The organism is Pseudomonas sp. JQ36 (assembly GCF_053851495.1).
The window spans coordinates 4,340,433-4,364,949 of the sequence record NZ_CM132642.1 but is presented as its reverse complement, the minus strand read 5'-3'; the positions used below and the strand labels follow the sequence as shown (position 1 = coordinate 4,364,949).

Genomic DNA, 24,517 nt, shown 5'->3' with positions numbered 1-24,517 from the left:
TGTGGGAGCGGGCTTGCTCGCGAAGGCGTCGGCGAACGTTACGCTCAGCGTAATGATTCACCACTGCGCTTGATTGATGCCCCCAATCCACACGCCTAACGTAGCTCCACGACAGCGAACCCCGTGGAGTGAGCATGACAACAACAATTTCCCCCGGCTCGCGCTGGACGCGGCGGCGTGACGAGAAGCAGCGGCGTCTCGACAAGGTGCGCGGGCTGGCCGACGGTGTGGTGTTGCCCAGCAACAAGATCGTCGCCGCGCTCGAAGCGTTGATCCATCCCGGCGACCGTGTGGTGCTGGAGGGCAACAACCAGAAGCAGGCGGATTTCCTTTCCCGTTCGCTGGCCAAAGCCGATCCGGCCAAGCTGCATGATCTGCACATGATCATGCCGAGCGTCGGTCGCTCCGAGCACCTCGATCTGTTCGAACGCGGCATCGCCCGCAAGCTCGATTTCTCATTCGCCGGCACCCAGAGCCTGCGCATCAGCCAGTTGCTCGAAGACGGCCTGCTGGAAATCGGCGCGATCCACACCTACATCGAACTCTACGCGCGGCTGGTGGTGGACCTGATCCCCAACGTCGTGCTTTCGGCCGGGTTCATGGCCGACCGCGCCGGTAACATCTACACCGGCCCGAGCACCGAAGACACCCCGGCACTGATTGAACCGGCGGCGTTCAGCGATGGCATCGTCATCGTCCAGGTCAACCAATTGGTCGACGATGTCAGCGAACTGCCTCGCGTGGATATTCCGGCGTCATGGGTGGATTTCGTGGTGGTGGCCGACAAGCCGTTCTACATCGAGCCGCTGTTTACCCGCGACCCACGGCACATCAAACCGGTGCACGTATTGATGGCGATGATGGCGATTCGCGGGATCTACGAAAAACACAACGTGCAGTCGCTCAACCACGGCATCGGTTTCAACACCGCCGCCATTGAGCTGATCCTGCCGACCTACGGCGAATCCCTCGGCCTCAAAGGCAAGATCTGCCGCAACTGGACGCTCAACCCGCACCCGACGCTGATCCCGGCGATCGAGAGCGGCTGGGTCGAAAGCGTGCATTGCTTCGGCACCGAACTGGGGATGGAAAACTATATCGCCGCCCGTCCCGACGTGTTCTTCACCGGCCGCGACGGTTCGCTGCGCTCCAACCGGATGTTCTGCCAACTGGCGGGGCAGTACGCGGTGGATCTGTTTATCGGCGCGACGTTGCAGGTCGATGGCGACGGCCATTCCTCGACCGTCACCCGTGGCCGTCTCGCCGGTTTCGGCGGTGCGCCGAACATGGGCCACGACCCGCGTGGTCGGCGTCACGGCACCCCGGCGTGGCTCGACATGCGCCACGACGACGCGCAGCAACCGATGCTCGAACGCGGCAAGAAACTCGTGGTGCAAATGGTCGAGACGTTCCAGGAGGGCGGCAAACCGACCTTCGTCGAAACCCTCGACGCGGTGGAAGTGGCGAAGAAAAGCGGCATGCCGCTGGCGCCGATCATGATCTACGGCGACGACGTCACTCACCTGCTCACCGAAGAAGGCATCGCCTACCTGTACAAGGCGCGCTCACTGGAAGAGCGTCAGGCGATGATCGCCGCGGTGGCCGGCGTCACCGCCATCGGTCTGCGCCACAACCCGAAAGACACCGAACGCATGCGCCGCGAAGGCCTGATCGCCTTGCCCGAAGACCTCGGCATCCGCCGCACCGACGCCACCCGCGAACTGCTCGCGGCGAAAAGCGTGGCCGATCTGGTCGAGTGGTCCGGCGGCCTGTACAACCCGCCCGCCAAGTTCAGGAGCTGGTAATGCACGCACTTAACCTGCAAGCGAAACCCCTCAGTCTGAGCGAACGCCTGGCCGATCTGGCGGTGGATGCACTGATCGACGAAGCTGATCTGTCGCCGAAACCGGCGCTGGTCGACCGACGTGGTAATGGCGCGCACACCGATCTGCACTTGGGCCTGATGCACGCTTCGGCGTTGTCGTTGTGGCCGGCGTTCAAGGAAATGGCCGAGGCCGCCAGCGCGATGGGCGAAGTCGGTTTGCCGTTACGCGAAGCGATTGGTCGCATCGGTCGCGAAGGCGAGCAAGCGATGCTCGCCACCACCAACGGGGTGAATACTCATCGCGGGGCAATTTGGGCACTGGGATTACTGGTGACCGCCGCTGCGCTGGTACCGAAATCCTCAAGTGCCAACGCCGTCTCTGTTCGCGCCGCACGTCTGGCATTACTTGATGACCGCTACGCACCAAAACCGCTGAGCCACGGCGCGCAAGTCGCCCTGCGTTACGGCGCACGCGGTGCCCGTGAGGAAGCGCAACTCGGCTTTCCGTCCGTGCTGCAACGCGGCTTGCCGCAACTCAAACGCAGCCGCGCCAGCGGCCACGGCGAACAGAACGCCCGGCTCGATGCGCTGCTGGCGATCATGACCGATCTGGCCGACACCTGCGTGCTCTACCGCGCCGGTGAACAAGGCCTGCAGGCCATGCAGCAGGGCGCGCAAGCGGTGCTCGACGCCGGCGGCAGCGCCAGCCTCGGCGGGCGTCGGCGCCTGCACGAACTGGATCAACAACTCATCGCATTGAATGCCTCGCCCGGTGGCGCCGCCGACTTGCTCGCCGCCACGCTGCTGCTCGATCGAATCGAGCGCGACGGCATCCTTCAGGGAGCGTTTTGATGGAAACCCTATCGTTTGAATTCCCCGCGGGGCAGCCGCCACGCGGGCGCACGCTGGTCGGTTGTGTCGGCTCGGGCGATCTGGAAGTGCTGATCGAACCGGGGCTGGCCGGCAAGCTGACGATTAATGTGCAGACCTCGGTCAACGGCGCGCAACAGCGCTGGCAGCATCTGTTTGCGCGGATGTTCGACGGCACCACGCCACCGGCGATGGCCATCGATATCCACGATTTCGGCGCTACGCCGGGTGTGGTGCGTTTGCGTCTGGAACAAGGTTTCGAGGAGATCGGCCATGACTGACAGCGCAGCGCTGTTGCACAAGCACAGCTTCGTCGAACTCGGGGCGCGGCAACGGGCGAAAGCCTTGCTCGATGCCGGGACCTTCCGCGAATTGCTCGACCCGTTTCAACGGGTCATGTCGCCGTGGCTCGAACGCCAGGGCGTGGTGCCGCAAGCCGATGACGGCGTGGTGATTGCCAAAGGCAGCCTCGACGGCTTGCCGGTGGTGATCGCCGCCATCGAAGGCGCGTTCCAGGGCGGCAGCCTCGGCGAAGTCGGCGGGGCGAAGATTGCCGGTGCGCTGGAACTGGCCGCCGAAGACAACCGCAAAGGCATCCCGACTCGCGCCATTCTGCTGCTGGAAACCGGTGGCGTGCGTTTGCAGGAAGCCAACCTCGGGCTGGCGGCGATTGCCGATATTCATGCAGCGATTGTCGACTTGCAGCAGTACCAACCGGTGGTCGGTGTGGTCGCGGGCAGCGTCGGTTGCTTCGGTGGTATGTCGATTGCCGCTGCGTTGTGCAGCTATTTGCTGGTGACCCAGGAAGCGCGCCTCGGCCTCAACGGCCCGCAAGTGATCGAGCAGGAAGCCGGGATCGAGGAATACGACTCCCGCGACCGGCCCTTCATCTGGAGCCTGACCGGTGGCGAGCAGCGTTTCGCCAGTGGTCTGGTGGATCGTTATGTCGCCGATGATGTGGCGCAGATTCGTCAGCAGGTCGGCGAATTACTGCAGCAAGGATTGCCGCCGCAACCGCGCAGTCAGCGTGCCGAGTGGTTCCTGCAACGTCTGGCCAGCCTCGACACTGACAAGCAAATCGAGCCTTCCGTGGTTCGCGATCTGTATCAAGGAGAGCGCTCATGAGTAGCTATTCCGTGCGCGGTTTGAACTGGTTTAACGCGTTGAGCGCTGGCGCTGTAGAGGTTGAAGGTTTGCCGCCATCGTTGAAGGTCGCCGATGGCGAACTTGGACGCTTTATTGCGGTGGTCGCTGACCCCGACAACCGTTTCCCACGCGCTCGCAACGGCGAAGTCGGATTGCTCGAAGGCTGGGGGCTGGCCAAGGCTGTGGATGACGCGATCACGGCTGATCGCGATAAAGCGCAGAAGCGCCCGATCATCGCCATCGTCGACGTCCCGAGCCAGGCTTACGGTCGTCGCGAAGAAGCCCTCGGCATTCATCAGGCCCTGGCCGGTGCGGCGGACAGTTATGCCCGCGCCCGTCTGGCCGGGCATCCGGTGATTGCGCTGCTGGTGGGCAAGGCCATGTCCGGTGCGTTTCTCGCTCACGGTTATCAGGCCAACCGCTTGATTGCCCTGCGCGATCCCGGGGTGATGGTGCATGCGATGGGCAAGGCCTCGGCGGCGCGAGTGACGCTGCGCAGTGTCGAAGAACTGGAAGCACTGGCCGCCAGCGTGCCGCCAATGGCCTACGACATCGACAGCTATGCCAGCCTCGGATTGCTCTGGGAAACCTTGTCGGTGCAGCAGATCGAGCAGCCGACTGTAGAAGATCTGGCGCGGGTGACCGAATGCCTGAAACAGGCCATCGACGATATCTCCAGCACTGACTTGAGCAACCGTCTCGGCGCGAAAAACCGTGAGGCATCCAGCCGCGTGCGTGAACTGCTGAGGGCGCAGTGGTGAACCTGCCACTGGCCCACGACCTGCTGTGGGGCATGACCCCGGCGCAGCTGCCGGCGGATGCGCCGCAGTGGGCGATCGAGTCGCTGGCTGCCGGGCAACCGGTGGTGGTGCGGCGGGCGGTGAGCGCTGAAGGTTTGGTCGCGGTGGGCGTGCGCGGTGTGGTGCGTGAGCAGCGGCTGGCGGCGTTCATGGCGCTTGAGGCGGTTGTGCGTCGGATCAGTCCGGAAGCGCTTTGTCATGTCGAGTGCGAGCGCGATTTACCGGTGATGCAGGCACTCAAAAAACTGCGGCCAATGCTTGATGACTGCGGTTGGGTCTGGGGTATCAGCGGCAGTGTCGGGTTTGAGTTGGCCAGTGGTTTTAGAGCGATGCACGCGGCCAGCGATCTCGATCTGATTCTGCGTGCCCCGCAACTGATCACCCGTAATCAGGCACGCAAACTGGTCGAGCTCTTTGATCAAGCTGTGTGCCGGGTCGACATGCAGTTGCAGACGCCGTTCGGTGCAGTGGCTTTGCGCGAATGGGCTAGCGGGTCTGCACGGGTGCTGCTGAAAAACGCCCATCAAGCGTGTCTGGTCGCTGACCCGTGGAACCCGCAGGAGCAGGCAGCGTGAGCAGCCTGTTGGTGTTTCCCGGCCAGGGCGCGCAGCAACCGGGCATGCTCCAGCGTTTGCCTCGGGCAACCTTGACCGAGGCCAGCGACGTGCTCGGTGAAGATGTCGCATTGCTCGATTCTGCCGATGCGTTGCGCAGCACCCGGGCGGTTCAGCTGTGCCTGTTGATCGCCGGGGTCGCTGCTTCGCGGCAGTTGCTGCAGGACGGACTCACGGCAGATTACGTCGCCGGCCTGTCCATCGGTGCGTACCCGGCAGCGGTGGTCGCCGGGGCCTTGAGCTTCAGCGATGCGCTGCATCTGGTCAGCCTGCGTGGCGAGTTGATGCAGCAGGCTTATCCACAGGGCTATGGCATGACCGCGATCATCGGTCTGCAATTATCCACCGTCGAAACGCTGCTGGCGCAGGTGCACAGCGCGGAGTCGCCGGTGTACCTGGCCAACATCAATGCCGATAACCAGGTGGTGATTGCCGGCAGCGACAAGGCGATGCAAGCGGTGGCAGAACTGGCGCGCAGTCGTGGCGCCGGTCTGGCGAAACGCCTGGCGGTGAGCGTGCCGTCGCACTGCCCGTTGCTGGAGGCACCGGCGCGAACCCTCGCCGAGGCCTTCGCCAAGGTTGAACTGAAGACTCCGAAAATCGCTTACCTGAGTGGCAGCCGCGCGCGTCCGCTGATCAAGCCTGAAGCCTTGCGTGATGACCTCGCTTTCAACATGTGCCGCGTGGTGGACTGGCGCGGCACCGTGCAAAGCGCTTACGAGCGCGGCGTACGTTTACAAATCGAACTGCCGCCCGGTGCGGTGCTGACCGGGCTGGCGCGCCGGGTGTTCGAATCGGGCACGGTCACTGCCTTCGATAGTGCGCGTCTGGACACCTTGCAGGCGCTATTGCGAGAGGAGGGTGGCCGCCGACCCTAAACCGCCGCGACTCAGGCTTCGAACAACAAAAACAACATTCGACGATGCACTTTGAGGACTACAACAATGATTATTTACGGTGTGGCGCTGTTGGCGATCTGTACGCTGGCAGGGGTGATCATGGGTGACATGCTTGGCGTGTTGCTGGGTGTCAAATCCAACGTCGGCGGGGTCGGCATCGCCATGATCCTGTTGATCTGCGCGCGGTTGTGGATGCAGAAACGCGGCGGCATGACCAAGGATTGCGAGATGGGCGTCGGCTTCTGGGGCGCAATGTACATTCCGGTGGTGGTGGCGATGGCCGCGCAACAGAACGTCGTCACCGCCCTGCACGGCGGCCCGGTGGCGGTACTTGCGGCGATTGGTTCGGTGGTGATTTGTGGCTGCACGATTGCCTTGATCAGCCGTACCCACAAGGGCGAGCCCTTGCCCGATGAGCCGGCGGAAATCTCCCCGGTCGGCACCCCGGTAGGAGGTCGCTGATATGTGGGATCTCATTGAAAAAGGTCTGGAACACAACGGCCTGATCACCGCGTTCGCTTTCGTCGGTGTGATCATGTGGGTGTCGGTGGTGCTCTCCAAGCGCTTGACGTTCGGGCGCATTCACGGCTCGGCGATTGCCATCGTCATCGGTCTGGTGCTGGCCTGGGTCGGCGGCACCATGACGGGCGGCCAGAAAGGCCTGGCGGATCTGACGCTGTTCTCCGGCATCGGCCTGATGGGCGGGGCGATGCTGCGTGATTTTGCGATCGTCGCCACCGCGTTCGAAGTGCAGGCGACCGAGGCGAAGAAGGCCGGGATGATTGGTGTGATTGCGCTGCTGCTGGGCACAATCCTGCCGTTTATTGTCGGCGCGAGCATGGCCTGGGCCTTCGGCTATCGCGATGCGGTGAGCATGACCACCATCGGCGCGGGCGCGGTGACCTACATCGTCGGCCCAGTGACTGGCGCAGCGATTGGCGCGACTTCGGATGTGATGGCGCTGTCGATTGCCACCGGGTTGATCAAGGCGATTCTGGTGATGGTCGGCACGCCGGTCGCGGCGCGCTGGATGGGCCTGGATAACCCGCGTTCGGCGATGGTGTTTGGCGGCCTGGCCGGGACGGTGAGTGGGGTGACCGCAGGGCTGGCGGCGACGGATCGGCGGTTGGTGCCTTACGGGGCGTTGACCGCTACGTTCCACACCGGGCTTGGCTGTTTGCTCGGGCCTTCGCTGTTGTTCTTCATTGTTCGCGGGATTGTTGGTTAGGTCCGGAATTTGAGTTGTCTGGGCTGACGCTTTCGCGAGCAAGCCCGCTCCCACATTTGGAATGCGTTCCCCTGTGGGAGCGGGCTTGCTCGCGAAGGGCGCAACTCGGTCTCAAGCCTGGCGATTGGCATACATCCGACACTCCGCCAGCAACGCCAGCAGATTCGGATCACGCTCCTTGGCCTTCAGGAACACCACGCCAATGTGCTGCTGCAACCGGTACTTCTCCTGCAACGGAATCAGCTTCACCCGGTTCTCGTACACCGCCGCAATCCGCCCCGGCAGCAACGCATAACCGACCCCCGAGCTGACCATGCTCAGCAGGGTGAAGATGTCGTTGACCTGCATCGCCACCTTCGGCTCGAACCCCGCCTGCTTGAACACCCGGATGCCGTCCTGATGGGTGGCGAAGCCTTGGGTCAGGGTAATGAACGTTTCGTCGCGCACTTCAGCCAGATCGACTTCCTGACGCTGGGCGAATCTTGAATCTGCCGGCGTGGCGAGGAAAATGTCGTCGGAAAACAGCGGGATCTGCTCGCAGTCCGGGTCGCTGACCGTGTCGTCCAGCGACACCAGAATCGCGTCGACTTCCATGTTCTTCAGCTTGTAGAGCAGGTCGATGTTCGAGCCGAGGATCAGGTCGATGTTGAGTTCGCTGCGGCGGATCTTCAGGCCCATGATCAGTTGCGGTACGGTTTTCACTGTCAGCGAATACAGCGAGCCGAGTTTGAAGCGTTCAGCGGAGAACCCGGCGGCTTCGCGAGTCAGGCGCACGCTTTCGACCACGTCGTTGATCAACTTCTGTGCGCGTTCTTCGAGCACGTAGGCGCTTTCCAGTGGCGTCAGGTTGCGCCCTTCGTGCTTGAACAGCGGGCAGCGCAGGGCGCTTTCCAGCGAATGGATCGCCCGGTGCACGCTGACATTGCTGGTCTGCAACTCGGCAGCGGCGCGCGCCAGATTGCCGGTGCGCATGAAAGCGAGGAACACCTCGAGTTTTTTCAGGGTCAATTCTTCGTCGATCAGCATGGCGCGGACTCTTTTTAGAATGCGTCGATTGTGCCTTGAAGATCAAAAGATCGCAGCCTTCGGCAGCTCCTACCTGTGGAATGCGATCTTCCTGTAGGAGCTGCCGCAGGCTGCGATCTTTTGATCCTGGCTTTGAACAGAAACATTGCGCTTTTACGCTCAAGGCCCGAGCCTTGCGCGCTGCGGTAACGAATAACGAGGTGAGCGACACATGTATCACGGGGAAAAACTCAACGCCTGGACGCATCTGGTCGGGGCAGTGGCAGCGTTTATCGGCGGCGTGTGGATGCTGGTGATTGCCAGTCTCGACGGCAGTCCGTGGAAAATTGTCAGCGTGGCGATCTACGCCTTTACCTTGCTGGTGCTCTACAGCGCCTCGACCGTGTACCACAGCGTGCGCGGGCGCAAGAAAGCGATCATGAAGAAGGTCGATCACTTTTCGATCTACCTGCTGATCGCCGGCAGCTACACACCATTCTGTCTGGTGACGCTGCGCGGGCCGTGGGGCTGGACGCTGTTCGGGATTGTCTGGGGGCTGGCGTTGATCGGCATTTTGCAGGAGATCAAGCCACGCTCCGAAGCGCGAATCCTGTCAATCGTGATCTATGCGGTGATGGGCTGGATCGTGCTGGTGGCGGTCAAACCGTTGATTGCGGCGCTGGGCACCACCGGTTTCGCCTGGCTGGCCACGGGCGGGGTTTTGTACACCGTGGGGATCATCTTTTTTGCCCTTGATCACCGGTTGCGCCATGCGCACGGGATCTGGCATCTGTTCGTGATCGCCGGGAGTCTGCTGCACTTTGTGGCGATTCTGTTTTATGTCCTCTGAACACGGTTCTGGTGGGAGGGGGCTTGCTCCCGAAGGCGTCAGGTCAGCCAACATCTTTGTTTAATGACACTCCGCATTCGCGAGCAAGCCCGCTCCCACATTGGATTTACAGTGAACACAAATTCTGTGTACACCCAAGAACTACTGTGGGAGCGGGCTTGCTCGCGAAGAGGCCCTAGAAGTCACCCCAAAGCTGCTGAGCCACCGCCAGTGCAACCACCGGCGCAGTTTCAGTGCGCAACACCCGTGGCCCAAGCCGAGCTGCATGGAAGCCGTTGCCCTTGGCCTGCTCAACCTCGGCATCCGACAAACCGCCCTCCGGCCCGATCAGGAACGCCAGCGTCGCCGGTTTGGCATGGCTCACCAGCGGCTCCGCCACCGGGTGCAGCGCCAGTTTCAACTCGGCCTGGGTTTGCTTCAGCCAGTCGGCCAACAACACAGGCGGATGAATCACCGGCACCCGCGAGCGCCCGCACTGCTCGCAGGCGCTGATCGCCACCTGACGCCAGTGCAGCAGGCGTTTGTCGGCGCGTTCGTCCTTCAGGCGCACTTCGCAGCGGTCGCTGAAGATCGGGGTGATTTCGCTCACGCCCAGCTCGGTGGCTTTCTGGATCGCCCAGTCCATGCGCTCGCCCCGGGACAGGCCCTGACCGAGGTGGATCTGCAGCGGCGATTCGATCTGCCCGGCTAGCTGTTCGTCGATCTGCACCACCACGCGTTTCTTGCCGACTTCCACCAGCGAACCACGAAACTCATGGCCGGAGCCGTCGAACAACTGCACCGCATCGCCCTCGGCCATGCGCAGCACGCGGCTGATGTAATGCGCCTGGGCTTCCGGCAGTTCGTGTTCGCCGGTGCTCAGGGGGGCGTCGATAAAGAAGCGGGACAGTCTCATTTCGGGTCTCTGGAAAGATGTGAATCAGTTGGATCGGTGTCGACTTCATTCGCGAGCAAGCTCGCTCCCACATTTAGAATGCATTTCCCTGTGGGAGCGAGCTTGCTCGCGAAAGCGGCAGTTCAGGCGCCACAAATTTTGAATCAGCCCGGATCACGGAACCCCGGGTGGAAATCCTTCGGCACCGCCACGCTGACGCTGTCCCGGGTGGCGATGTCGATGCCTTCGCTGGCGACTTCGGCGAGGAAGTCGATCTGCTCCGGGGTAATCACGTACGGCGGCAGGAAATACACCACACTGCCCAGCGGCCGCAGCAGCGCGCCGCGCTCCAGCGCATGCTGGAACACCTTCAGACCACGGCGTTCCTGCCAAGGGTAGGCCTCTTTGGTGGCTTTATCCTTGACCATTTCGATCGCCAGCACCATGCCGGTCTGGCGCACTTCGCTGACATTCGGGTGATCGACCAGATGCGCAGTGGCCGAGGCCATGCGCCGGGCCAGGGTCTGGTTGTTCTCGATGACGTTGTCCTGTTCGAAGATATCCAGCGTCGCCAACGCGGCTGCACAGGCCAGCGGGTTGCCGGTGTAGCTGTGCGAATGCAGGAAGGCGCGCAGGGTGGGGTAGTCGTCGTAGAACGCGCTATAGACCTCGTCGGTGGTCAGGCACGCCGCCAGTGGCAGGTAGCCGCCGGTCAGGGCCTTGGACAGGCAGAGGAAGTCCGGGCGGATGCCGGCCTGCTCACAGGCAAACATGGTGCCGGTGCGGCCGAAGCCGACGGCGATTTCGTCGTGGATCAGGTGCACGCCGTAGCGGTCGCAGGCCTCGCGCAGCAGCTTGAGGTACACCGGGTGATACATGCGCATGCCGCCGGCGCCCTGAATCAACGGCTCGACGATCACCGCTGCAACGCTGTCATGATGCTCAGCCAACGTCTGTTCCATGGCCGCGAACATGTTGCGCGAGTGTTCTTCCCAGCTCATGCCTTGCGGGCGCAGGTAGCAATCCGGGCTGGGCACCTTGATGGTGTCCATCAGCAGCGCTTTGTAGGTCTCGGTGAACAGCGGCACGTCGCCGACCGCCATCGCTGCCATGGTTTCGCCGTGGTAGCTGTTGGTCAGGGTGACGAAGCGCTTTTTGTTTGGCTGGCCGCGATTGAGCCAGTAGTGAAAGCTCATTTTCAGCGCGACTTCGATGCAGGACGAACCGTTATCGGCGTAGAACACCCGGTTCAGGCCTGCCGGAGTCATCTTCACCAGACGTTCGGACAGCTCGATCACCGGTTGATGGCTGAAGCCGGCGAGAATCACGTGTTCCAGCTGATCGACCTGATCCTTGATGCGCTGGTTGATGCGCGGGTTGGCGTGGCCGAACACGTTGACCCACCAGGAGCTGACCGCATCGAGGTAGCGCTTGCCTTCGAAGTCTTCAAGCCAGACGCCTTCACCGCGCTTGATCGGGATCAGCGGCAGCTGTTCGTGGTCTTTCATCTGGGTGCAGGGATGCCACAGCACCGCGAGGTCGCGTTGCATCCACTGGTTATTCAGGCCCATTTACAGTCTCCTCGAGGCGGCTCGCGTCAGGCGCGGGCAAACAATCGCGCAAGCCTATGCAATGCATCGCGTCGGGACAACCCATTGCGTCGATTGAGCTACTTTGTATGGGCCGATAGACGTCGCTGGCGGCGTTTTGATGGCTGACGTATTCTTCGCGGTTCTTTGGGTCGTCTGACCCGCAAAACTGCTTTTTTCCTACGTGTATTTCCGGAGTTCGCTGAATGTCTGTCGGTTGGCTGCGCGCCTGTGCGCTGGTGATGTTGGGGCTGTTCAGCGTTACGGCGCTGGCCAAGGATAAAACCGCAATCGTGATCGGCGGCGGCCTGTCGGGCCTGACCGCGGCTTACGAGCTGCAGAACAAGGGCTGGCAGGTCACCCTGCTGGAAGCCAAGCCGAGCCTCGGCGGTCGCTCGGGCATGGCCACCAGCGAATGGATCGGCAACGACAAGACCCAGCCGGTGCTGAACAAGTACGTCTCGACCTTCAAGCTGGGCACCACGCCAGCCCCTGAATTCGTGCGTACTCCGGGTTATCTGATCGACGGCGAGTACTTCTCCGCAGCCGATCTGGCGACCAAGCAGCCAGCTACCGCCGACGCCTTGAAGCGCTACCAGAAAACCCTCGACGATCTGGCGCGCTCGATCGACGACCCGCAGAACCCGGCCGCGACCAACACCCTGCATGCGCTGGACCAGATCAACGTCTCGAGCTGGCTCGACAAGCAGAACCTGCCGGCCACCGCGCGGCAGTTGATCAACCAGGACATCCGCACCCACTACGATGAGCCGTCGCGTCTGTCGCTGCTGTATTTCGCCCAGCAGAACCGCGTGTATCGCGGCGTTTCTGATCGCGACCTGCGCGCCTCGCGTCTGGTCGGCGGCAGCCAGGTACTGGCCCAGGCGTTCGTCAAACAGATCAAGACCATCAAGACCAACTCGCCGGTTTCCGCGATCACTCAGGACAAGGACGGCGTGACCGTCAAGGTCGGCAGTGTTGGCTATCAGGCTGACTACGTGGTGCTGGCCGTGCCGCTGCGTGCGCTGAACAAGATTGCGCTGACCCCGGCGCTGGACGCTCAACACCTGGCCGCGATCAAGGGCACCAACTACGGCTGGCGCGACCAGATCATGCTCAAGTTCAAGACGCCGGTGTGGGAAAGCAAGGCGCGCATGTCCGGCGAGATCTACAGCAACACCGGCCTCGGCATGCTCTGGATCGAGCCGGCGCTGAAGGGCGGCGCCAACGTGGTGATCAACCTGTCCGGCGACAATGCCCGCGTGATGCAAGCGTTCGGCGACAAGCAGATGGTCGATCAGGTGCTGATCCGTCTGCACGCGTTTTATCCACAGGCTCGTGGCTCGTTCACCGGTTATGAAATCCGTCGCTACAGCACCGACCCGTCGATGGGCGGCGCCTACCTGGCTTACGGCCCGGGCCAGATCAGCAAGTTCTGGCGCATGTGGGAGCGCCCACTGCAACGCGTAGCGTTTGCCGGCGAGCACACCGACACCCTGTACCCGGGCACCCTGGAAGGCGCGCTGCGCACCGGCCAGCGTGCGGCCAGTCAGGTTGAAGACCTGGCAGCCGGCAAATCGTTTGAACCGGTCAAAGTGGTTCCGGCCGCAGCAGCGGCAGGCGCGGCGGGTGCCGTGGCGGCGAAGAAGGGCAATTTCTTCAGCAACTTGTTTGGCGGTTCGGATGACGAGAAGAAGCCAGAACCTGTGAAGGCGCCTGAGCCAACTCCAGCGCCAGCGGCACCAGCGCCTGCACCGGCTCCAGTCCCTGCACCTGCTCCGGTGGAAGCGCCGAAACCCGCCGCTCCGGTGAAAACCGAGCCGGCGAAGAAAGCGCCAGCCAAGCCTGCGGCGAAGAAGCCTGCGGCCAAAACCGAGGCGAAAAAGGCCCCGGCCAAGCCAGCGGCGAAAAAGACTGAACCGGCGAAGAAGCCAGCGGCCAAGCCTGCGGCGGCTCCGGCGGCAGCGACTGACACCAAGGCGCAGTAAACCTTGCGGTGAATGAAAAGCGCGGCTCTCATGCCGCGCTTTTTTTTGGCCTGTAAGACCGCTATCGCGAGCAGGCTCACTCCTACAGGGGATCGCATTTCTCCAGTTGGAATACGGTCACTGTAGGAGTGAGCCTGCTCGCGATAGGGGCGGCTCAGACAACGCAATCCCATTGTCCGGCAACAACACCCCGCGACACTTTTGCCTTTAATCTTTCCTTAACAAGCCACTTACAGACTCTTGATCGTATTTCTCGATATTTCAAAGCAAAATTTTCCGCTTTAATTCGATAGATAACTCGCTAGTCTTGGTTCGCAGTTCTCACAGGATTTGGGCAATGCAGCTACGTAACTCTGCTTCACGCTATGGTTGGGTCAGCATCTTCATGCACTGGGGCGTGGCGCTGGCGGTCTTCGGGCTGTTCGCGCTGGGTTTGTGGATGGTGGGGCTGGATTACTACAGCAGCTGGCGCAAAGACGCGCCGGATCTGCACAAGAGCATCGGTCTGGTGTTGTTGGGTGTGATGGTGTTGCGGGTGTTGTGGCGCTTTATCAGCCCACCGCCACCGACGCTGCAAAGCTACAGCCGCATGACCCGCATCGGCGCCAAATTCGGCCACGGGTTTCTGTACCTTGGGCTGTTCGCTGTGATGCTTGCCGGTTACCTGATTTCCACCGCAGACGGTGTCGGGATCCCGGTGTTTGGCCTGTTTGAAGTTCCTGCACTGGTTTCCGGGCTACCGGATCAGGCAGACACCGCCGGGGTGATTCATCTCTGGCTGGCATGGGCGCTGGTAATTTTTTCCGGTCTCCATGCGTTGGCAGCATTGAAGCACCACTTTATCGATCGTGATGCGACCCTCATTCGAATGCTCGGTCGCAAAGCCTGAAGTTCAACCTCGACTCAAAGGAAAAGAAAGCATGTTGAAAAAGACTCTGGCCGCTCTGGCAATCGGTTCTGCACTGCTCTCGGCTGGTCAGGCCATGGCTGCGGATTACAAAATCGACAAGGAAGGCCAACACGCCTTCGTTGACTGGAAAATCAGCCACCTGGGTTACAGCTTCATCCACGGTACTTTCAAAGATTTCGACGGTACGTTCTCGTGGGATTCGGCCAAGCCTGAAGCCAGCAAAATCTCGGTTGATGTGAAAACCGCCAGCCTGTGGTCGAACCACGCTGAACGTGACAAGCACATCGCCAGCAAAGACTTCCTCGACGTGGGCAAGTTTGCTGATGCCAAGTTCGTCTCCACCGCCGTCAAATCGACCGGTGAAAAGACCGCTGACGTGACTGGCGACCTGACCCTGCACGGTGTGACCAAGCCAGTGACCTTCAAGGCTACGTTCAACGGCGAAGGCAAGGATCCATGGGGCGGCGAGCGTGCTGGCTTCAACGCCAAAACCACCCTTAATCTGAACGATTTCGGGATCAAGGGCCCAGGCCCAACCTCGCAAACTGCGGATCTGGACATCTCGCTGGAAGGTGTGAAAGTCAAATAACTTTCGTCCGCCACATAAAAACGCCCCCGGTCGCAAGGCCGGGGGCGTTTTTTATTGCCTGACACACTGCAGAGCCATTGTGGGAGCGGGCTTGCTCGCGAATGCGGCGGGTCAGTCGATACTTCCGTTACAGACCTACCGAATTCGCGAGCAAGCCCGCTCCCACAGTTGATGTGGTGATTCAGGGATATTGGCTTGCTCATAAAAAATGCCCCGGCTCTTTCGAACCGGGGCATTTTTCATTGCCGCGATAACTCAGCGATTGCGGGTCAGCAAGGCTGGTTTTTCGCCGCGCGGACGGGTCGGCAGTTGATCGAGCTGCTCAGGTGTCGGGAAGCGGTCAGCCTTGGACTCCTTGTGCATGATCTTCGGCCCGGTGCTGCGCGGGTTCTGCACGGCCGGTTCGGCGCGTTGCTGATCGTCGCGAGCCGGACGGCGGTTGCGCGAGGACTCGTCACGACGACCCTGGCCATCACGCGGAGCACCGTTGCGCGGGCCGTTGCGTTTGCCCGGCGGAGTGCCGGTGCTCGAACCGTTGCTGTTGCGCGGGCCGTTCTGGCGACCTTGCGACTGACCGCCGCGTGGAGCGCCTGCGCCTGCACCTTGTGCCGGAGCACCCGGACGACGGCCGCGGCCACCGGCAGGGGCAGCTTTCGGCACGTAATCCACGCGGTTACCGAAGTTATCGATATCGTCGTCGAGGAACTCGTCCGGTGCACGATCAGCCGCAGCGCGTGGTGGCTGGCTCGGACGCTGTTCGCGGGCCGGGGTGCCTTCACGTGGCTTCTGCTGACGGGCAGGGCGCTCGCCGCGTTCGCCGGCGGGTTTTTCCTTGCCCTTGTCTTTGCCTTTGTCCTTGCGACCGCCGCCACCACCGCCGCCATTCGGACCGTCGCCACGCGGGCCACGGGAGTTGCGCGGGTTGCGCATGTCCGGACGCTCACGGGCTTCCGGCTTCTCGGCTTCAATAGTGCTCGAATCGAAGCCCATCAGGTCGCCGTCGGCGATTTTCTGCTTGGTCATGCGTTCGATGCTTTTCAGCAGTTTTTCTTCGTCCGGGGCCACCAGCGAGATCGCTTCGCCCGAACGCCCGGCGCGGCCAGTACGGCCGATACGGTGCACGTAGTCTTCATCGACGTTTGGCAGCTCGAAGTTGACCACGTGTGGCAACTGGTCGATGTCCAGACCGCGAGCAGCGATGTCGGTCGCTACCAGAATGCGCACTTCACCGGCCTTGAAGTCGGCCAGGGCTTTGGTGCGGGCGTTCTGGCTCTTGTTGCCGTGGATCGCCACAGCCGGCAGGCCGTGTTTGTCCAGGTACTCGGCCAGACGGTTGGCGCCGTGCTTGGTGCGGGTGAACACCAGTACCTGTTCCCAGGCGCCGGCGGTGATCAGGTGCGCCAGCAGGGCACGCTTGTGGCTGGCTGGCAGACGGAACACGCGTTGTTCGATGCGCTCGACCGTGGTGTTCGGCGGCGTGACTTCGATGCGTTCGGGGTTGTGCAGCAGCTTGCCGGCAAGATCGGTGATGTCTTTGGAGAAGGTCGCCGAGAACAGCAGGTTCTGACGCTTGGCCGGCAGACGTGCGAGGACTTTCTTCACGTCGTGGACGAAGCCCATGTCGAGCATGCGGTCGGCTTCGTCGAGCACGAGGATTTCGACGTGGGACAGATCGACGCTGCCCTGGCCGGCGAGGTCGAGCAGACGACCCGGGCACGCGACGAGCACGTCAACGCCACGGGACATGGCCTGGACCTGCGGATTCATGCCGACGCCGCCGAAGATGCAGGCGCTGACGAATTTCAGGTCACGGGCGTAGATCTTGAAGCTCTCGTGTACCTGGGCCGCGAGTTCGCGGGTCGGGGTCAGGACCAGTACGCGCGGTTGGCGCGGGCCATGACGCTGGGATTTGTCCGGGTGACCGTTGGGGAACAACCGCTCCAGGATCGGAAGGGCGAAACCGCCGGTTTTACCGGTACCTGTCTGTGCCGCAACCATCAGGTCGCGACCTTGCAACACGGCGGGAATGGCCCGCTGTTGCACCGGAGTAGGCTCGGTATAGCCCGCATCTTCGATGGCACGGACTAAAGCCTCGGAGAGACCGAGGGAAGCAAAGGACATGAGTAATCCTGTTTTAGTTAGGGCTTGGCCCAATGGGAGTCTTGCCTGGCGCGAATCGCGTTTAAGAGGACGCGATCCCGTCCGGTCCTGCTGCGGTTCCGAAGGCACGTCAGGAGCGCTCGCGCGGGCTGAAAGCTGCGCTGTAGCGGGTCGAGAGGCCTGTTACGGTTCCGGGCGTCCGGGCGTGAGCCTGGCGGGAACGCCGGAGTATAACAGAGCAATCACTGCGCGCTGCTTTCCTGCTGCTCAACGGTTTTGCGGCTGGCCGAAGCATTGCCCAGTGGCACTGCATCGACCGGGGCTGCGCCATAGCGTGCGCTGAGCTCGGCGTAGGCCGGTTCACGCTTGAAACGCTTGAGCTCGGCGCCAAAACGCGCCACCAGCAGATCCATGCCGGCATTGCGTCGAACCGCCAGATATTGGCTCTGACGGCTAATGACTACAGGGTTTTCGGTGATTTGATCGCGAATATTCAGCTGATCGAGCAAGTGCTGGCCCACGCGGCGATCGGTGATCAGCAAGTCGATGCGTCCGCGCAGCAGTTTGCCGAAGTTGGCCTCGTGGGTCGGTGCCGGCTCGCGGGTGAACAGTGTCGACTGGCTGAAGTCCGGGCTATACAGATAGCCCGGCGAAGTGCCGATGGTCAGACCTTTGAGGTCTTCGAGCTGGCGGAACGGATGGGGACGGTCATTGGCATAGAACATCACGAACTCGACGTCCGACAGCGGTTCGATGGGATAGAGAAGGGTGGCGTCACGCTCGTCGCTATGAAAGATGTCCAGCGCGCCGTCAGCCTGGCCGGTTTCGAGCATCGACAGGCAGCGTTTCCACGGCAAGAACTGCCACTCGACTTCGATTCCCAGACGCTTGAACACGATGGCGGTGGTTTCGTAATCCAGCCCGAGGTTCTTGCCATCCTCTTCGTAGACGTAAGGTGCCCACGGCTCGGTGACAATACGCAGCTTCTCGCCCCGAGCGGCAAAGCTCAGGCAAGCAAAAACCAGCACGGTGAGTAACTGCGCGAAAAAAGGCATGGCTTGAGATTACGACGAGAAACGCGAAAGAGCCAGAAAGTGCCTGCACAAGCTCTAATTCGGGGATTCAAAAGCAAAAAATCGCAGCAACGACACCCCTGTAGGAGCTGCCGAAGGCTGCGATCTTTTGATCTTTCTTTTAGTGCTTAGCGCGGCAACTTCAGGTTATTCCAGATCGCCAGACTAGGTTCAGCCTGGTTCATGGAATAGAAGTGCAGCCCCGGTGCGCCACCCTGCAGCAGGCGTTCGCACATTTCGCTGACAACTTGCTCGCCGAAGCGCTGAATGCTCTGGCTGTCATCGCCGTAGGCTTCCAGTTGCTTGCGGATCCAGCGCGGGATTTCCGCACCGCAGGCATCGGAGAAACGTGCCAGCTTGCTGTAGTTGGTGATCGGCATGATCCCCGGCACCACCGGAATATCCACGCCCAGCGCCTGCAAACGGTCGACGAAGTAGAAGTAGCTGTCGGCGTTGAAGAAGTACTGGGTGATCGCGCTGTCGGCACCGGCACGGGCCTTGCGCACGAAGTTGGCGAGATCGTCTTCGTAATTGCGCGCTTGCGGATGCATCTCCGGGTAAGCGGCAACTTCGATGTGGAAATGATCGCCGGTTTCTTCACGAATGAACTCAACCAGTTCATTGGCGTGACGCAGCTCGCCGCTGGTCATGCCCATGCCGGATGGCAAGTCACCACGCAGGGCAACGATGCGCTTGATGCCGGCAGCCTTGTACTCGTTCAGCAGGCCGCGCAGGTCGTCCTTGCTGTCGCCGACGCAGGACAGGTGCGGTGCGGCCGGTACTTTGACTTCGCTTTCCAGTTGCAGAACGGTGTTGAGGGTGCGATCACGGGTCGAACCACCAGCGCCATAGGTGCAGGAGAAGAAGTCGGGATTGTACGTTGCCAACTGGCGGGCAACGTTGAGCAGCTTTTCATGCCCAGCATCGGTCTTGGTCGGGAAGAACTCGAAGCTGTAGCGACGGTCTTGGGACATGGGAAATACCCTTGGAAACACGAAGCCTGTGAGGCTTGCACGACCCATGTGGGAGCGGGCTTGCTCGCGAAAGCGCCGGGTCAGACAACATCAATGCTGAATGACATACCGCTTTCGCGAGCAAGCCCGCTCCCACAGGGAGAGCAGGCCGCCGCGTCAATCAGTAGCGGTAAGCGTGCGGCTTGAACGGGCCTTCGACGGTGACGCCGATGTAGTCAGCCTGTTGCTTGGTCAGTTGAGTGACCACGCCACCGAAGCCGCGCACCATTTCCAGGGCCACTTCTTCGTCGAGTTTCTTCGGCAGTACTTCAACGGTCAGACGCTTGGCTTTCTCGGCTGGCGACAGGTCGGCGTACTTCTGGCCGAACAGGAAGATCTGTGCCAGTACCTGGTTGGCGAACGAACCGTCCATGATGCGGCTCGGGTGACCGGTGGCGTTGCCCAGGTTCACCAGACGGCCTTCGGCCAGCAGGATCAGGTAGTCGTCGTTCTGTGCGTCGAAAGCGCCCGGGCCGGTACGGTGGATCTTGTGTACCTGTGGCTTCACTTCTTCCCATGCCCAGTTCTTGCGCATGAAAGCGGTGTCGATTTCGTTGTCGAAGTGGCCGATGTTGCAGACAACAGCGCGCTTCTTCAGGGCTTTGAGCATGTTCGCGTCGCAAACATTGACGTTACCGGTGGTGGTCACGATCAGGTCGATCTTGCCCAGCAGCGCTTTGTCGATGCTCGCTTCGGTGCCGTCGTTGATCCCGTCGATGAACGGCGAAACCAGTTCGAAACCGTCCATGCAGGCCTGCATCGCGCAGATCGGGTCAACTTCGGAAACCTTGACGATCATGCCTTCCTGACGCAGGGACTGGGCCGAACCCTTGCCCACGTCACCGTAACCGATGACCAGCGCTTGCTTGCCGGACAGCAGGTGGTCGGTACCACGCTTGATTGCATCGTTCAGGCTGTGACGGCAGCCGTACTTGTTGTCGTTCTTGGACTTGGTCACCGAGTCGTTGACGTTGATCGCAGGAATCTTCAGCTCGCCCTTGGCCAGCATGTCCAGCAGGCGGTGAACGCCGGTGGTGGTTTCTTCGGTCACGCCGTGAACGCGATCCAGTACTTGTGGGTACTTGTCGTGCAGCAGCTGAGTCAGGTCGCCGCCGTCGTCGAGGATCATGTTGGCGTCCCATGGCTGGCCATCTTTCAGGATGGTCTGCTCCAGGCACCACTCGTACTCTTCTTCAGTCTCGCCTTTCCAGGCGAAAACCGGGATGCCGGCAGCGGCGATGGACGCAGCAGCCTGATCCTGAGTCGAGAAGATGTTGCAGGACGACCAGCGTACTTCGGCACCCAGGGCAACCAGGGTTTCGATCAGCACGGCAGTCTGAATGGTCATGTGGATGCAGCCGAGGATTTTCGCGCCCTTGAGCGGCTGCTCGGAGGCGTACTTGCGGCGCAGACCCATCAGGGCCGGCATTTCCGACTCGGCGATGATGGTTTCGCGACGGCCCCAGGCAGCCAGGGACATGTCGGCAACTTTGTAATCGTTAAAATCTGCAGGCGTGATAACAGCGCTCATGAAGAGCCTCCATTCGTAATGTATGCGAATGGGCGCCGTTGTGCGTTTAGTGTCCGGCCGTGGCCAGTCAACGCCCCATCCGAGCCTGACAGGTTGAACCTGCTGCAGCGCCCCTCGGACAGGTGGCGGGAAAACGGTAGCAAGTGAAGGTTACCGTTTTGAAACGGGGGCGATTATAGCCGTCTAGACTGATCTTCCAAAGGGTTTCTGTCGGCCAGATGAAGATCGTTAATAGCGACCATAGTAGAAGGCTCATGGAGCCTGACCGCCCGGTCTGCCAAGATGGCGCCATCTTTCGGCAATCGCTCAGGAGTGAACATGAATTTCCACACCCGCAAATGGGTAAAACCCGAAGACCTGAACCCCAACGGCACCCTGTTCGGCGGCAGCCTGCTGCGCTGGATCGACGAAGAAGCGGCGATTTACGCGATCGTCCAGTTGGGCAATCAGCGCGTGGTGACCAAGTACATTTCTGAAATCAACTTCGTCAGCGCCTCGCGCCAGGGCGACATCATCGAGCTGGGCATCACCGCTACCGAGTTCGGCCGTACCTCGATCACCCTGACCTGCGAAGTGCGCAACAAGATCACCCGCAAGAGCATCCTCACTGTCGAGAAGATGGTTTTCGTCAACCTCGGCGAAGACGGGTTGCCGGCGCCGCACGGGCGCACCGAGATCAAGTACGTCAAAGACCAGTTCAAGGAAGATGAACTGGTCAGCAACTAACACCGGCGGCGCGCCCTTCGCGAGCAAGCCCGCTCCCACATGGATTGCTTTGTACCTGTGGGAGCGGGCTTGCTCGCGAAGGCGGTTGTTCAGTCAGCGAAGAATCATCTGGCCACTGAACAGCCATGAACCGCCGGGGTCGTAGGTAAACACCACCCCCCACGGTTCCCACGCCATGACCACCCCGACAGACGGCAAGACCCCCAACCTCTCGACCGATGAAAAACATGAAGTCGAGAAAAACCAGCCGCCCCGCGCGGCGGTTCTGCATGAAATCATCCGCACTCAGGGCGATCAGGAACTGGAGCGCAGCATCGCTGCGTTGTGGTGGTCGGCGCTCGCCGCCGGGCTGACCATGGGCCTGTCGCTGATGGGCATGGGCCTGCTCAGTTCGCGTCTGCCCGACGGCGATGAGTTCAAGGTCATCTCCAGTTTCGGCTACTGCGCCGGTTTCCTCGCGGTGATTCTCGCCCGCCAGCAACTGTTCACTGAAAACACCCTGACCGCCGTTCTGCCGGTGATGACCAAACCGACCCTGGCCAATTTCGGCCGGCTGATGCGCCTGTGGGGCGTGGTCCTGTTCGGTAACTTGTGCGGGACGATTCTGGTGGCTTACGTGATGCTCGAATTGCCGATCTTCGACACCAGGACCGATCACGCCTTCCTCGAAATCGGCCGCAAGGTCATGGAAAACCACGCCAGCCAGATGTTCGCCAAGGGCATCGTCTCCGGCTGGATGATCGCCACCATGGTCTGGATGATCCCGTCCATGGAGAGCGCGAAGATGTGGATCATCATCCTCATCACCTACCTGATGGCGCTGGGCGACTTCACCCACATCGTGGTCGGTTCGGCGGAAGTGTCGTATCTGGTGTTTGCCGGCGAGCTGCCGTGGAGTGATTTCTGGATGGTGTTTGCAGGTCCCACCCTGGCGGGGAACATCATCGGCGGCAGTTTCATTTTCGCCCTGATCAGCCATGCGCAGATCCGCAGCGAGAGCGGGGCGCCCAAGACGGATAAACCAGACTCCGGCAAACCCCGCGAAGATGAGTCCGACAGCAAGATCCGATAGTTTCAGGCCTTGAACGGCGGGCTGACCGGTTTTGTCATCGGCTCGCCCTCAGGTGCCTTGAGCTGTCCCTCCCAGCGCGCTATGACCAGCGGTGCCAGTGCATTGCCCGACACGTTGAGCGCGGTGACCGGCATGTCCATCAGGCGGTAGACGCCGGCGATGATTGCCACGCCTTCCACTGGCAGACCGGCGGTGGTCAGGGTCGCTGTGAGGATGATGAACATGAAGCCCGGCACTCCCGCCGCGCCCTTTGACGTCAACACCATGATCAGCACCAGCATGGCCTGATCCGCCAGACCCAGATCAATCCCGTACGCCTGAGCGATAAACAGCGTGCCCAGTCCCGCGAACAGCGAGGCGCCATCAAGGTTGAACGAGTAACCCAGTGGAATGACCATGCTGGTGATCGGACGCGGAGCGCCATACTTCTCCATTTTCTCGATCAGTTGTGGCATCACCGTGGCCGACGCAGCACTGCTGTAAGCCAGGATCAATTCACTGCGTATTTCCCGAATCAGGTGGAAAAAGCGAATGCCGGCCATCCGCGCCACCAGGCCCAGCACGCCCAACGCGAAGAGCAACACCGCGACGTAAGTGATGCCGATCAGCTTGGCCAGCGGCAGCAACGCACTGAGGCCGAAGCTGGCCACGGTGACCCCGATCAGGCCGAAGATGCCGATGGGTGAATAGTGCATGACCAGATGCGTGACCTTGAACATGGTGTCCGATACCGCCTGTATCACGGCGATCAATGGCGCCTTCTGCGGCTCGGGCAGCATCGACAGGGCACAGCCGAACAGGATGGCGAAAAACAGCACTGAGAGCAGCTTGCCCTGGGACATGGCCAGGACGATGTTGTCCGGCACGATGTTCACCAGGGTTCGGCCCAGGTTCTGTGTGTCCCCCGTATTCGCCAGACCAATGGCCGGTGATTGCAGGGTGCTGCTGAAGTCCGCGCCGGCGCCGGGCTGAAAAACATTGCCGACGATCAGTCCGAAGACGATGGCGATGCTGGTGATGGTAAAGAAATAAACCAGCGTCTTTATTCCGACCCGGCCCAGTGCCTTGGTGCTGCCTGCCCCGGCGATGCCGACGACCATGCACGCAAAGACCAACGGTACGACGATCATTTTCATCAGCCTGATGAACAGGTCCCCTGCCGGTTGCAGCAGATTGTCGATGAACCAGATCTTGTGTTCGGGAAACTGGTTGAGAAGGATGCCGACGATTATTCCGGCTGCCAGCCCGATCATGATGCGGGTGACCAGACTGGTGGGTTTCTTGGTAGTCATGATGTGCCCCTTTTGTTGTTGTGTTTGTTGGGGTGAAGCTCAGTGTGCGAAGAGACCGTCGAAGTCCTTGAAACCCTTGACCTCGATCGGATTGCCGCTGGGATCGAGAAAGAACATCGTGCGCTGCTCGCCGGGTTCGCCGGCGAAGCGGATCACCGGAGGGATTTCAAACGTTGTGCCGAGGCGGCTCAGACGATCGGCCAGCTCCAGCCACTCCTCCAGCGGCAGGACGACGCCAATGTGCGGCATCAATACTTTGTGGTCGCCAACCTGGCCGGTACGGGTAGTGGTGAAGGGCGTGCCCAAATGAAGCGAGAGCTGATTGCCGAAAAAGTCGAAGTCGACCCATGTCTCGGTACTGCGGCCTTCGGTGCAGCCCAACACATCTCGATAAAAAGTCCGCGCCTGTTGCAGGTCGCAAACATGGTATGCAGCGTGAAAAGGTCTGTTCATGCGATGTCCCCAAGTGAAGGAGCGCTCAGGGTAAACAGACCGTGCGGCGGGGCATAACGACTTCGCCTTG

At 61.2% G+C, this 24,517-nt stretch carries 24 protein-coding genes and 1 riboswitch; of the genes, 15 read left to right on the top strand and 9 right to left on the bottom strand.

Features of this window, described 5'->3' with window-relative positions:
* The first annotated feature begins 134 nt into the window (after positions 1 to 134).
* The 9 genes from mdcA (at position 135) to madM (ending at position 7,382) form a co-directional block, all read left to right on the top strand.
* Positions 135 to 1,805 carry a malonate decarboxylase subunit alpha gene (gene mdcA, locus ACS4NR_RS19680; RefSeq protein WP_456018133.1) on the top strand — a complete coding sequence of 557 codons (1,671 nt, stop codon included), beginning with the start codon at positions 135 to 137 and terminating at the stop codon, positions 1,803 to 1,805.
* Complete coding sequence (locus ACS4NR_RS19675; protein ID WP_456018132.1) at positions 1,805 to 2,677, top strand: triphosphoribosyl-dephospho-CoA synthase; 873 nt, start codon at positions 1,805 to 1,807, stop codon at positions 2,675 to 2,677. Before mdcA ends, ACS4NR_RS19675 begins: the two co-directional genes overlap by 1 nt.
* A complete protein-coding gene (locus ACS4NR_RS19670) occupies positions 2,677 to 2,976 on the top strand; it encodes a malonate decarboxylase subunit delta (RefSeq protein WP_336838938.1) in 300 nt (99 codons plus the stop codon). The genes ACS4NR_RS19675 and ACS4NR_RS19670 overlap by 1 nt, the downstream gene beginning before the upstream one ends.
* A complete protein-coding gene (locus tag ACS4NR_RS19665) occupies positions 2,969 to 3,820 on the top strand; it encodes a biotin-independent malonate decarboxylase subunit beta (protein WP_456018131.1) in 852 nt (283 codons plus the stop codon). Before ACS4NR_RS19670 ends, ACS4NR_RS19665 begins: the two co-directional genes overlap by 8 nt.
* A complete protein-coding gene (mdcE, locus tag ACS4NR_RS19660; RefSeq protein ID WP_456018130.1) occupies positions 3,817 to 4,602 on the top strand; it encodes a biotin-independent malonate decarboxylase subunit gamma in 786 nt (261 codons plus the stop codon). Before ACS4NR_RS19665 ends, mdcE begins: the two co-directional genes overlap by 4 nt.
* The gene (locus ACS4NR_RS19655) at positions 4,596 to 5,216 is read left to right on the top strand and encodes a malonate decarboxylase holo-ACP synthase (RefSeq protein ID WP_456018129.1); all 621 of its coding nucleotides are present in this window, start codon (positions 4,596 to 4,598) and stop codon (positions 5,214 to 5,216) included. The genes mdcE and ACS4NR_RS19655 overlap by 7 nt, the downstream gene beginning before the upstream one ends.
* Positions 5,213 to 6,133: a malonate decarboxylase subunit epsilon gene (gene mdcH / locus ACS4NR_RS19650; protein WP_456018128.1), complete on the top strand. Its 921-nt coding sequence runs from the start codon at positions 5,213 to 5,215 to the stop codon at positions 6,131 to 6,133. Before ACS4NR_RS19655 ends, mdcH begins: the two co-directional genes overlap by 4 nt.
* A gap of 66 nt (positions 6,134 to 6,199) precedes the next feature.
* Positions 6,200 to 6,616, top strand: a complete 417-nt coding sequence (gene madL / locus ACS4NR_RS19645) for a malonate transporter subunit MadL (RefSeq protein WP_095137518.1) — start codon at positions 6,200 to 6,202, stop codon at positions 6,614 to 6,616.
* A gap of 1 nt (position 6,617) precedes the next feature.
* Positions 6,618 to 7,382 carry a malonate transporter subunit MadM gene (madM, locus tag ACS4NR_RS19640; protein ID WP_115985964.1) on the top strand — a complete coding sequence of 255 codons (765 nt, stop codon included), beginning with the start codon at positions 6,618 to 6,620 and terminating at the stop codon, positions 7,380 to 7,382.
* A 111-nt stretch (positions 7,383 to 7,493) separates the two neighbouring features.
* On the opposite strand, the gene ACS4NR_RS19635 is transcribed toward madM, so the two are convergent.
* Entirely contained in the window at positions 7,494 to 8,408 is a 915-nt protein-coding gene (locus ACS4NR_RS19635) for a LysR family transcriptional regulator (RefSeq protein WP_095137516.1), read from the bottom strand.
* 211 nt (positions 8,409 to 8,619) lie between these two features.
* On the opposite strand from ACS4NR_RS19635, the gene trhA reads away from it, so the two are divergent.
* Complete coding sequence (trhA, locus tag ACS4NR_RS19630; protein WP_095137515.1) at positions 8,620 to 9,237, top strand: PAQR family membrane homeostasis protein TrhA; 618 nt, start codon at positions 8,620 to 8,622, stop codon at positions 9,235 to 9,237.
* Between the two features lie 175 nt (positions 9,238 to 9,412).
* On the opposite strand, the gene ACS4NR_RS19625 is transcribed toward trhA, so the two are convergent.
* On the bottom strand, positions 9,413 to 10,132 hold the full coding sequence (locus tag ACS4NR_RS19625; protein ID WP_456018127.1) for a 16S rRNA (uracil(1498)-N(3))-methyltransferase: 720 nt from the start codon (positions 10,130 to 10,132) through the stop codon (positions 9,413 to 9,415).
* A 143-nt stretch (positions 10,133 to 10,275) separates the two neighbouring features.
* Positions 10,276 to 11,682, bottom strand: a complete 1,407-nt coding sequence (locus tag ACS4NR_RS19620; RefSeq protein WP_456018126.1) for an adenosylmethionine--8-amino-7-oxononanoate transaminase — start codon at positions 11,680 to 11,682, stop codon at positions 10,276 to 10,278.
* Positions 11,683 to 11,906: 224 nt separating this feature from the next.
* Between ACS4NR_RS19620 and ACS4NR_RS19615 the strand changes: the two genes are divergently transcribed.
* The 3 genes from ACS4NR_RS19615 to ACS4NR_RS19605 all read left to right on the top strand — a co-directional run bounded on the left by ACS4NR_RS19615 (position 11,907) and on the right by ACS4NR_RS19605 (position 15,187).
* The gene (locus tag ACS4NR_RS19615) at positions 11,907 to 13,688 is read left to right on the top strand and encodes a flavin monoamine oxidase family protein (protein ID WP_456018125.1); all 1,782 of its coding nucleotides are present in this window, start codon (positions 11,907 to 11,909) and stop codon (positions 13,686 to 13,688) included.
* Positions 13,689 to 14,025: 337 nt separating this feature from the next.
* Complete coding sequence (locus ACS4NR_RS19610) at positions 14,026 to 14,577, top strand: cytochrome b (protein WP_456018124.1); 552 nt, start codon at positions 14,026 to 14,028, stop codon at positions 14,575 to 14,577.
* 31 nt (positions 14,578 to 14,608) lie between these two features.
* The gene (locus ACS4NR_RS19605) at positions 14,609 to 15,187 is read left to right on the top strand and encodes a YceI family protein (protein WP_038358767.1); all 579 of its coding nucleotides are present in this window, start codon (positions 14,609 to 14,611) and stop codon (positions 15,185 to 15,187) included.
* 255 nt (positions 15,188 to 15,442) lie between these two features.
* Here ACS4NR_RS19605 and ACS4NR_RS19600 read toward each other — a convergent pair whose 3' ends face one another.
* The 4 genes from ACS4NR_RS19600 to ahcY all read right to left on the bottom strand — a co-directional run bounded on the left by ACS4NR_RS19600 (position 15,443) and on the right by ahcY (position 20,904).
* Positions 15,443 to 17,308, bottom strand: a complete 1,866-nt coding sequence (locus ACS4NR_RS19600) for a DEAD/DEAH box helicase (RefSeq protein ID WP_095137511.1) — start codon at positions 17,306 to 17,308, stop codon at positions 15,443 to 15,445.
* A gap of 221 nt (positions 17,309 to 17,529) precedes the next feature.
* Positions 17,530 to 18,342, bottom strand: a complete 813-nt coding sequence (locus tag ACS4NR_RS19595) for a substrate-binding periplasmic protein (RefSeq protein ID WP_456018123.1) — start codon at positions 18,340 to 18,342, stop codon at positions 17,530 to 17,532.
* 146 nt (positions 18,343 to 18,488) lie between these two features.
* Positions 18,489 to 19,334: a methylenetetrahydrofolate reductase [NAD(P)H] gene (metF, locus tag ACS4NR_RS19590; protein WP_003229047.1), complete on the bottom strand. Its 846-nt coding sequence runs from the start codon at positions 19,332 to 19,334 to the stop codon at positions 18,489 to 18,491.
* Positions 19,335 to 19,494: 160 nt separating this feature from the next.
* The gene (gene ahcY / locus ACS4NR_RS19585) at positions 19,495 to 20,904 is read right to left on the bottom strand and encodes an adenosylhomocysteinase (protein WP_003229045.1); all 1,410 of its coding nucleotides are present in this window, start codon (positions 20,902 to 20,904) and stop codon (positions 19,495 to 19,497) included.
* 23 nt (positions 20,905 to 20,927) lie between these two features.
* Positions 20,928 to 21,026, bottom strand: a riboswitch (S-adenosyl-L-homocysteine riboswitch).
* A gap of 196 nt (positions 21,027 to 21,222) precedes the next feature.
* On the opposite strand from ahcY, the gene ACS4NR_RS19580 reads away from it, so the two are divergent.
* Complete coding sequence (locus tag ACS4NR_RS19580; RefSeq protein ID WP_095137509.1) at positions 21,223 to 21,630, top strand: acyl-CoA thioesterase; 408 nt, start codon at positions 21,223 to 21,225, stop codon at positions 21,628 to 21,630.
* Between the two features lie 175 nt (positions 21,631 to 21,805).
* Positions 21,806 to 22,702: a formate/nitrite transporter family protein gene (locus tag ACS4NR_RS19575; protein ID WP_166495342.1), complete on the top strand. Its 897-nt coding sequence runs from the start codon at positions 21,806 to 21,808 to the stop codon at positions 22,700 to 22,702.
* Positions 22,703 to 22,704: 2 nt separating this feature from the next.
* On the opposite strand, the gene ACS4NR_RS19570 is transcribed toward ACS4NR_RS19575, so the two are convergent.
* Together ACS4NR_RS19570 and ACS4NR_RS19565 are read right to left on the bottom strand one after the other, a co-directional pair.
* A complete protein-coding gene (locus ACS4NR_RS19570) occupies positions 22,705 to 23,994 on the bottom strand; it encodes a cation:dicarboxylate symporter family transporter (protein ID WP_456018122.1) in 1,290 nt (429 codons plus the stop codon).
* A 39-nt stretch (positions 23,995 to 24,033) separates the two neighbouring features.
* Complete coding sequence (locus ACS4NR_RS19565) at positions 24,034 to 24,447, bottom strand: VOC family protein (RefSeq protein ID WP_456018121.1); 414 nt, start codon at positions 24,445 to 24,447, stop codon at positions 24,034 to 24,036.
* Between the last annotated feature and the right edge of the window lie 70 nt (positions 24,448 to 24,517).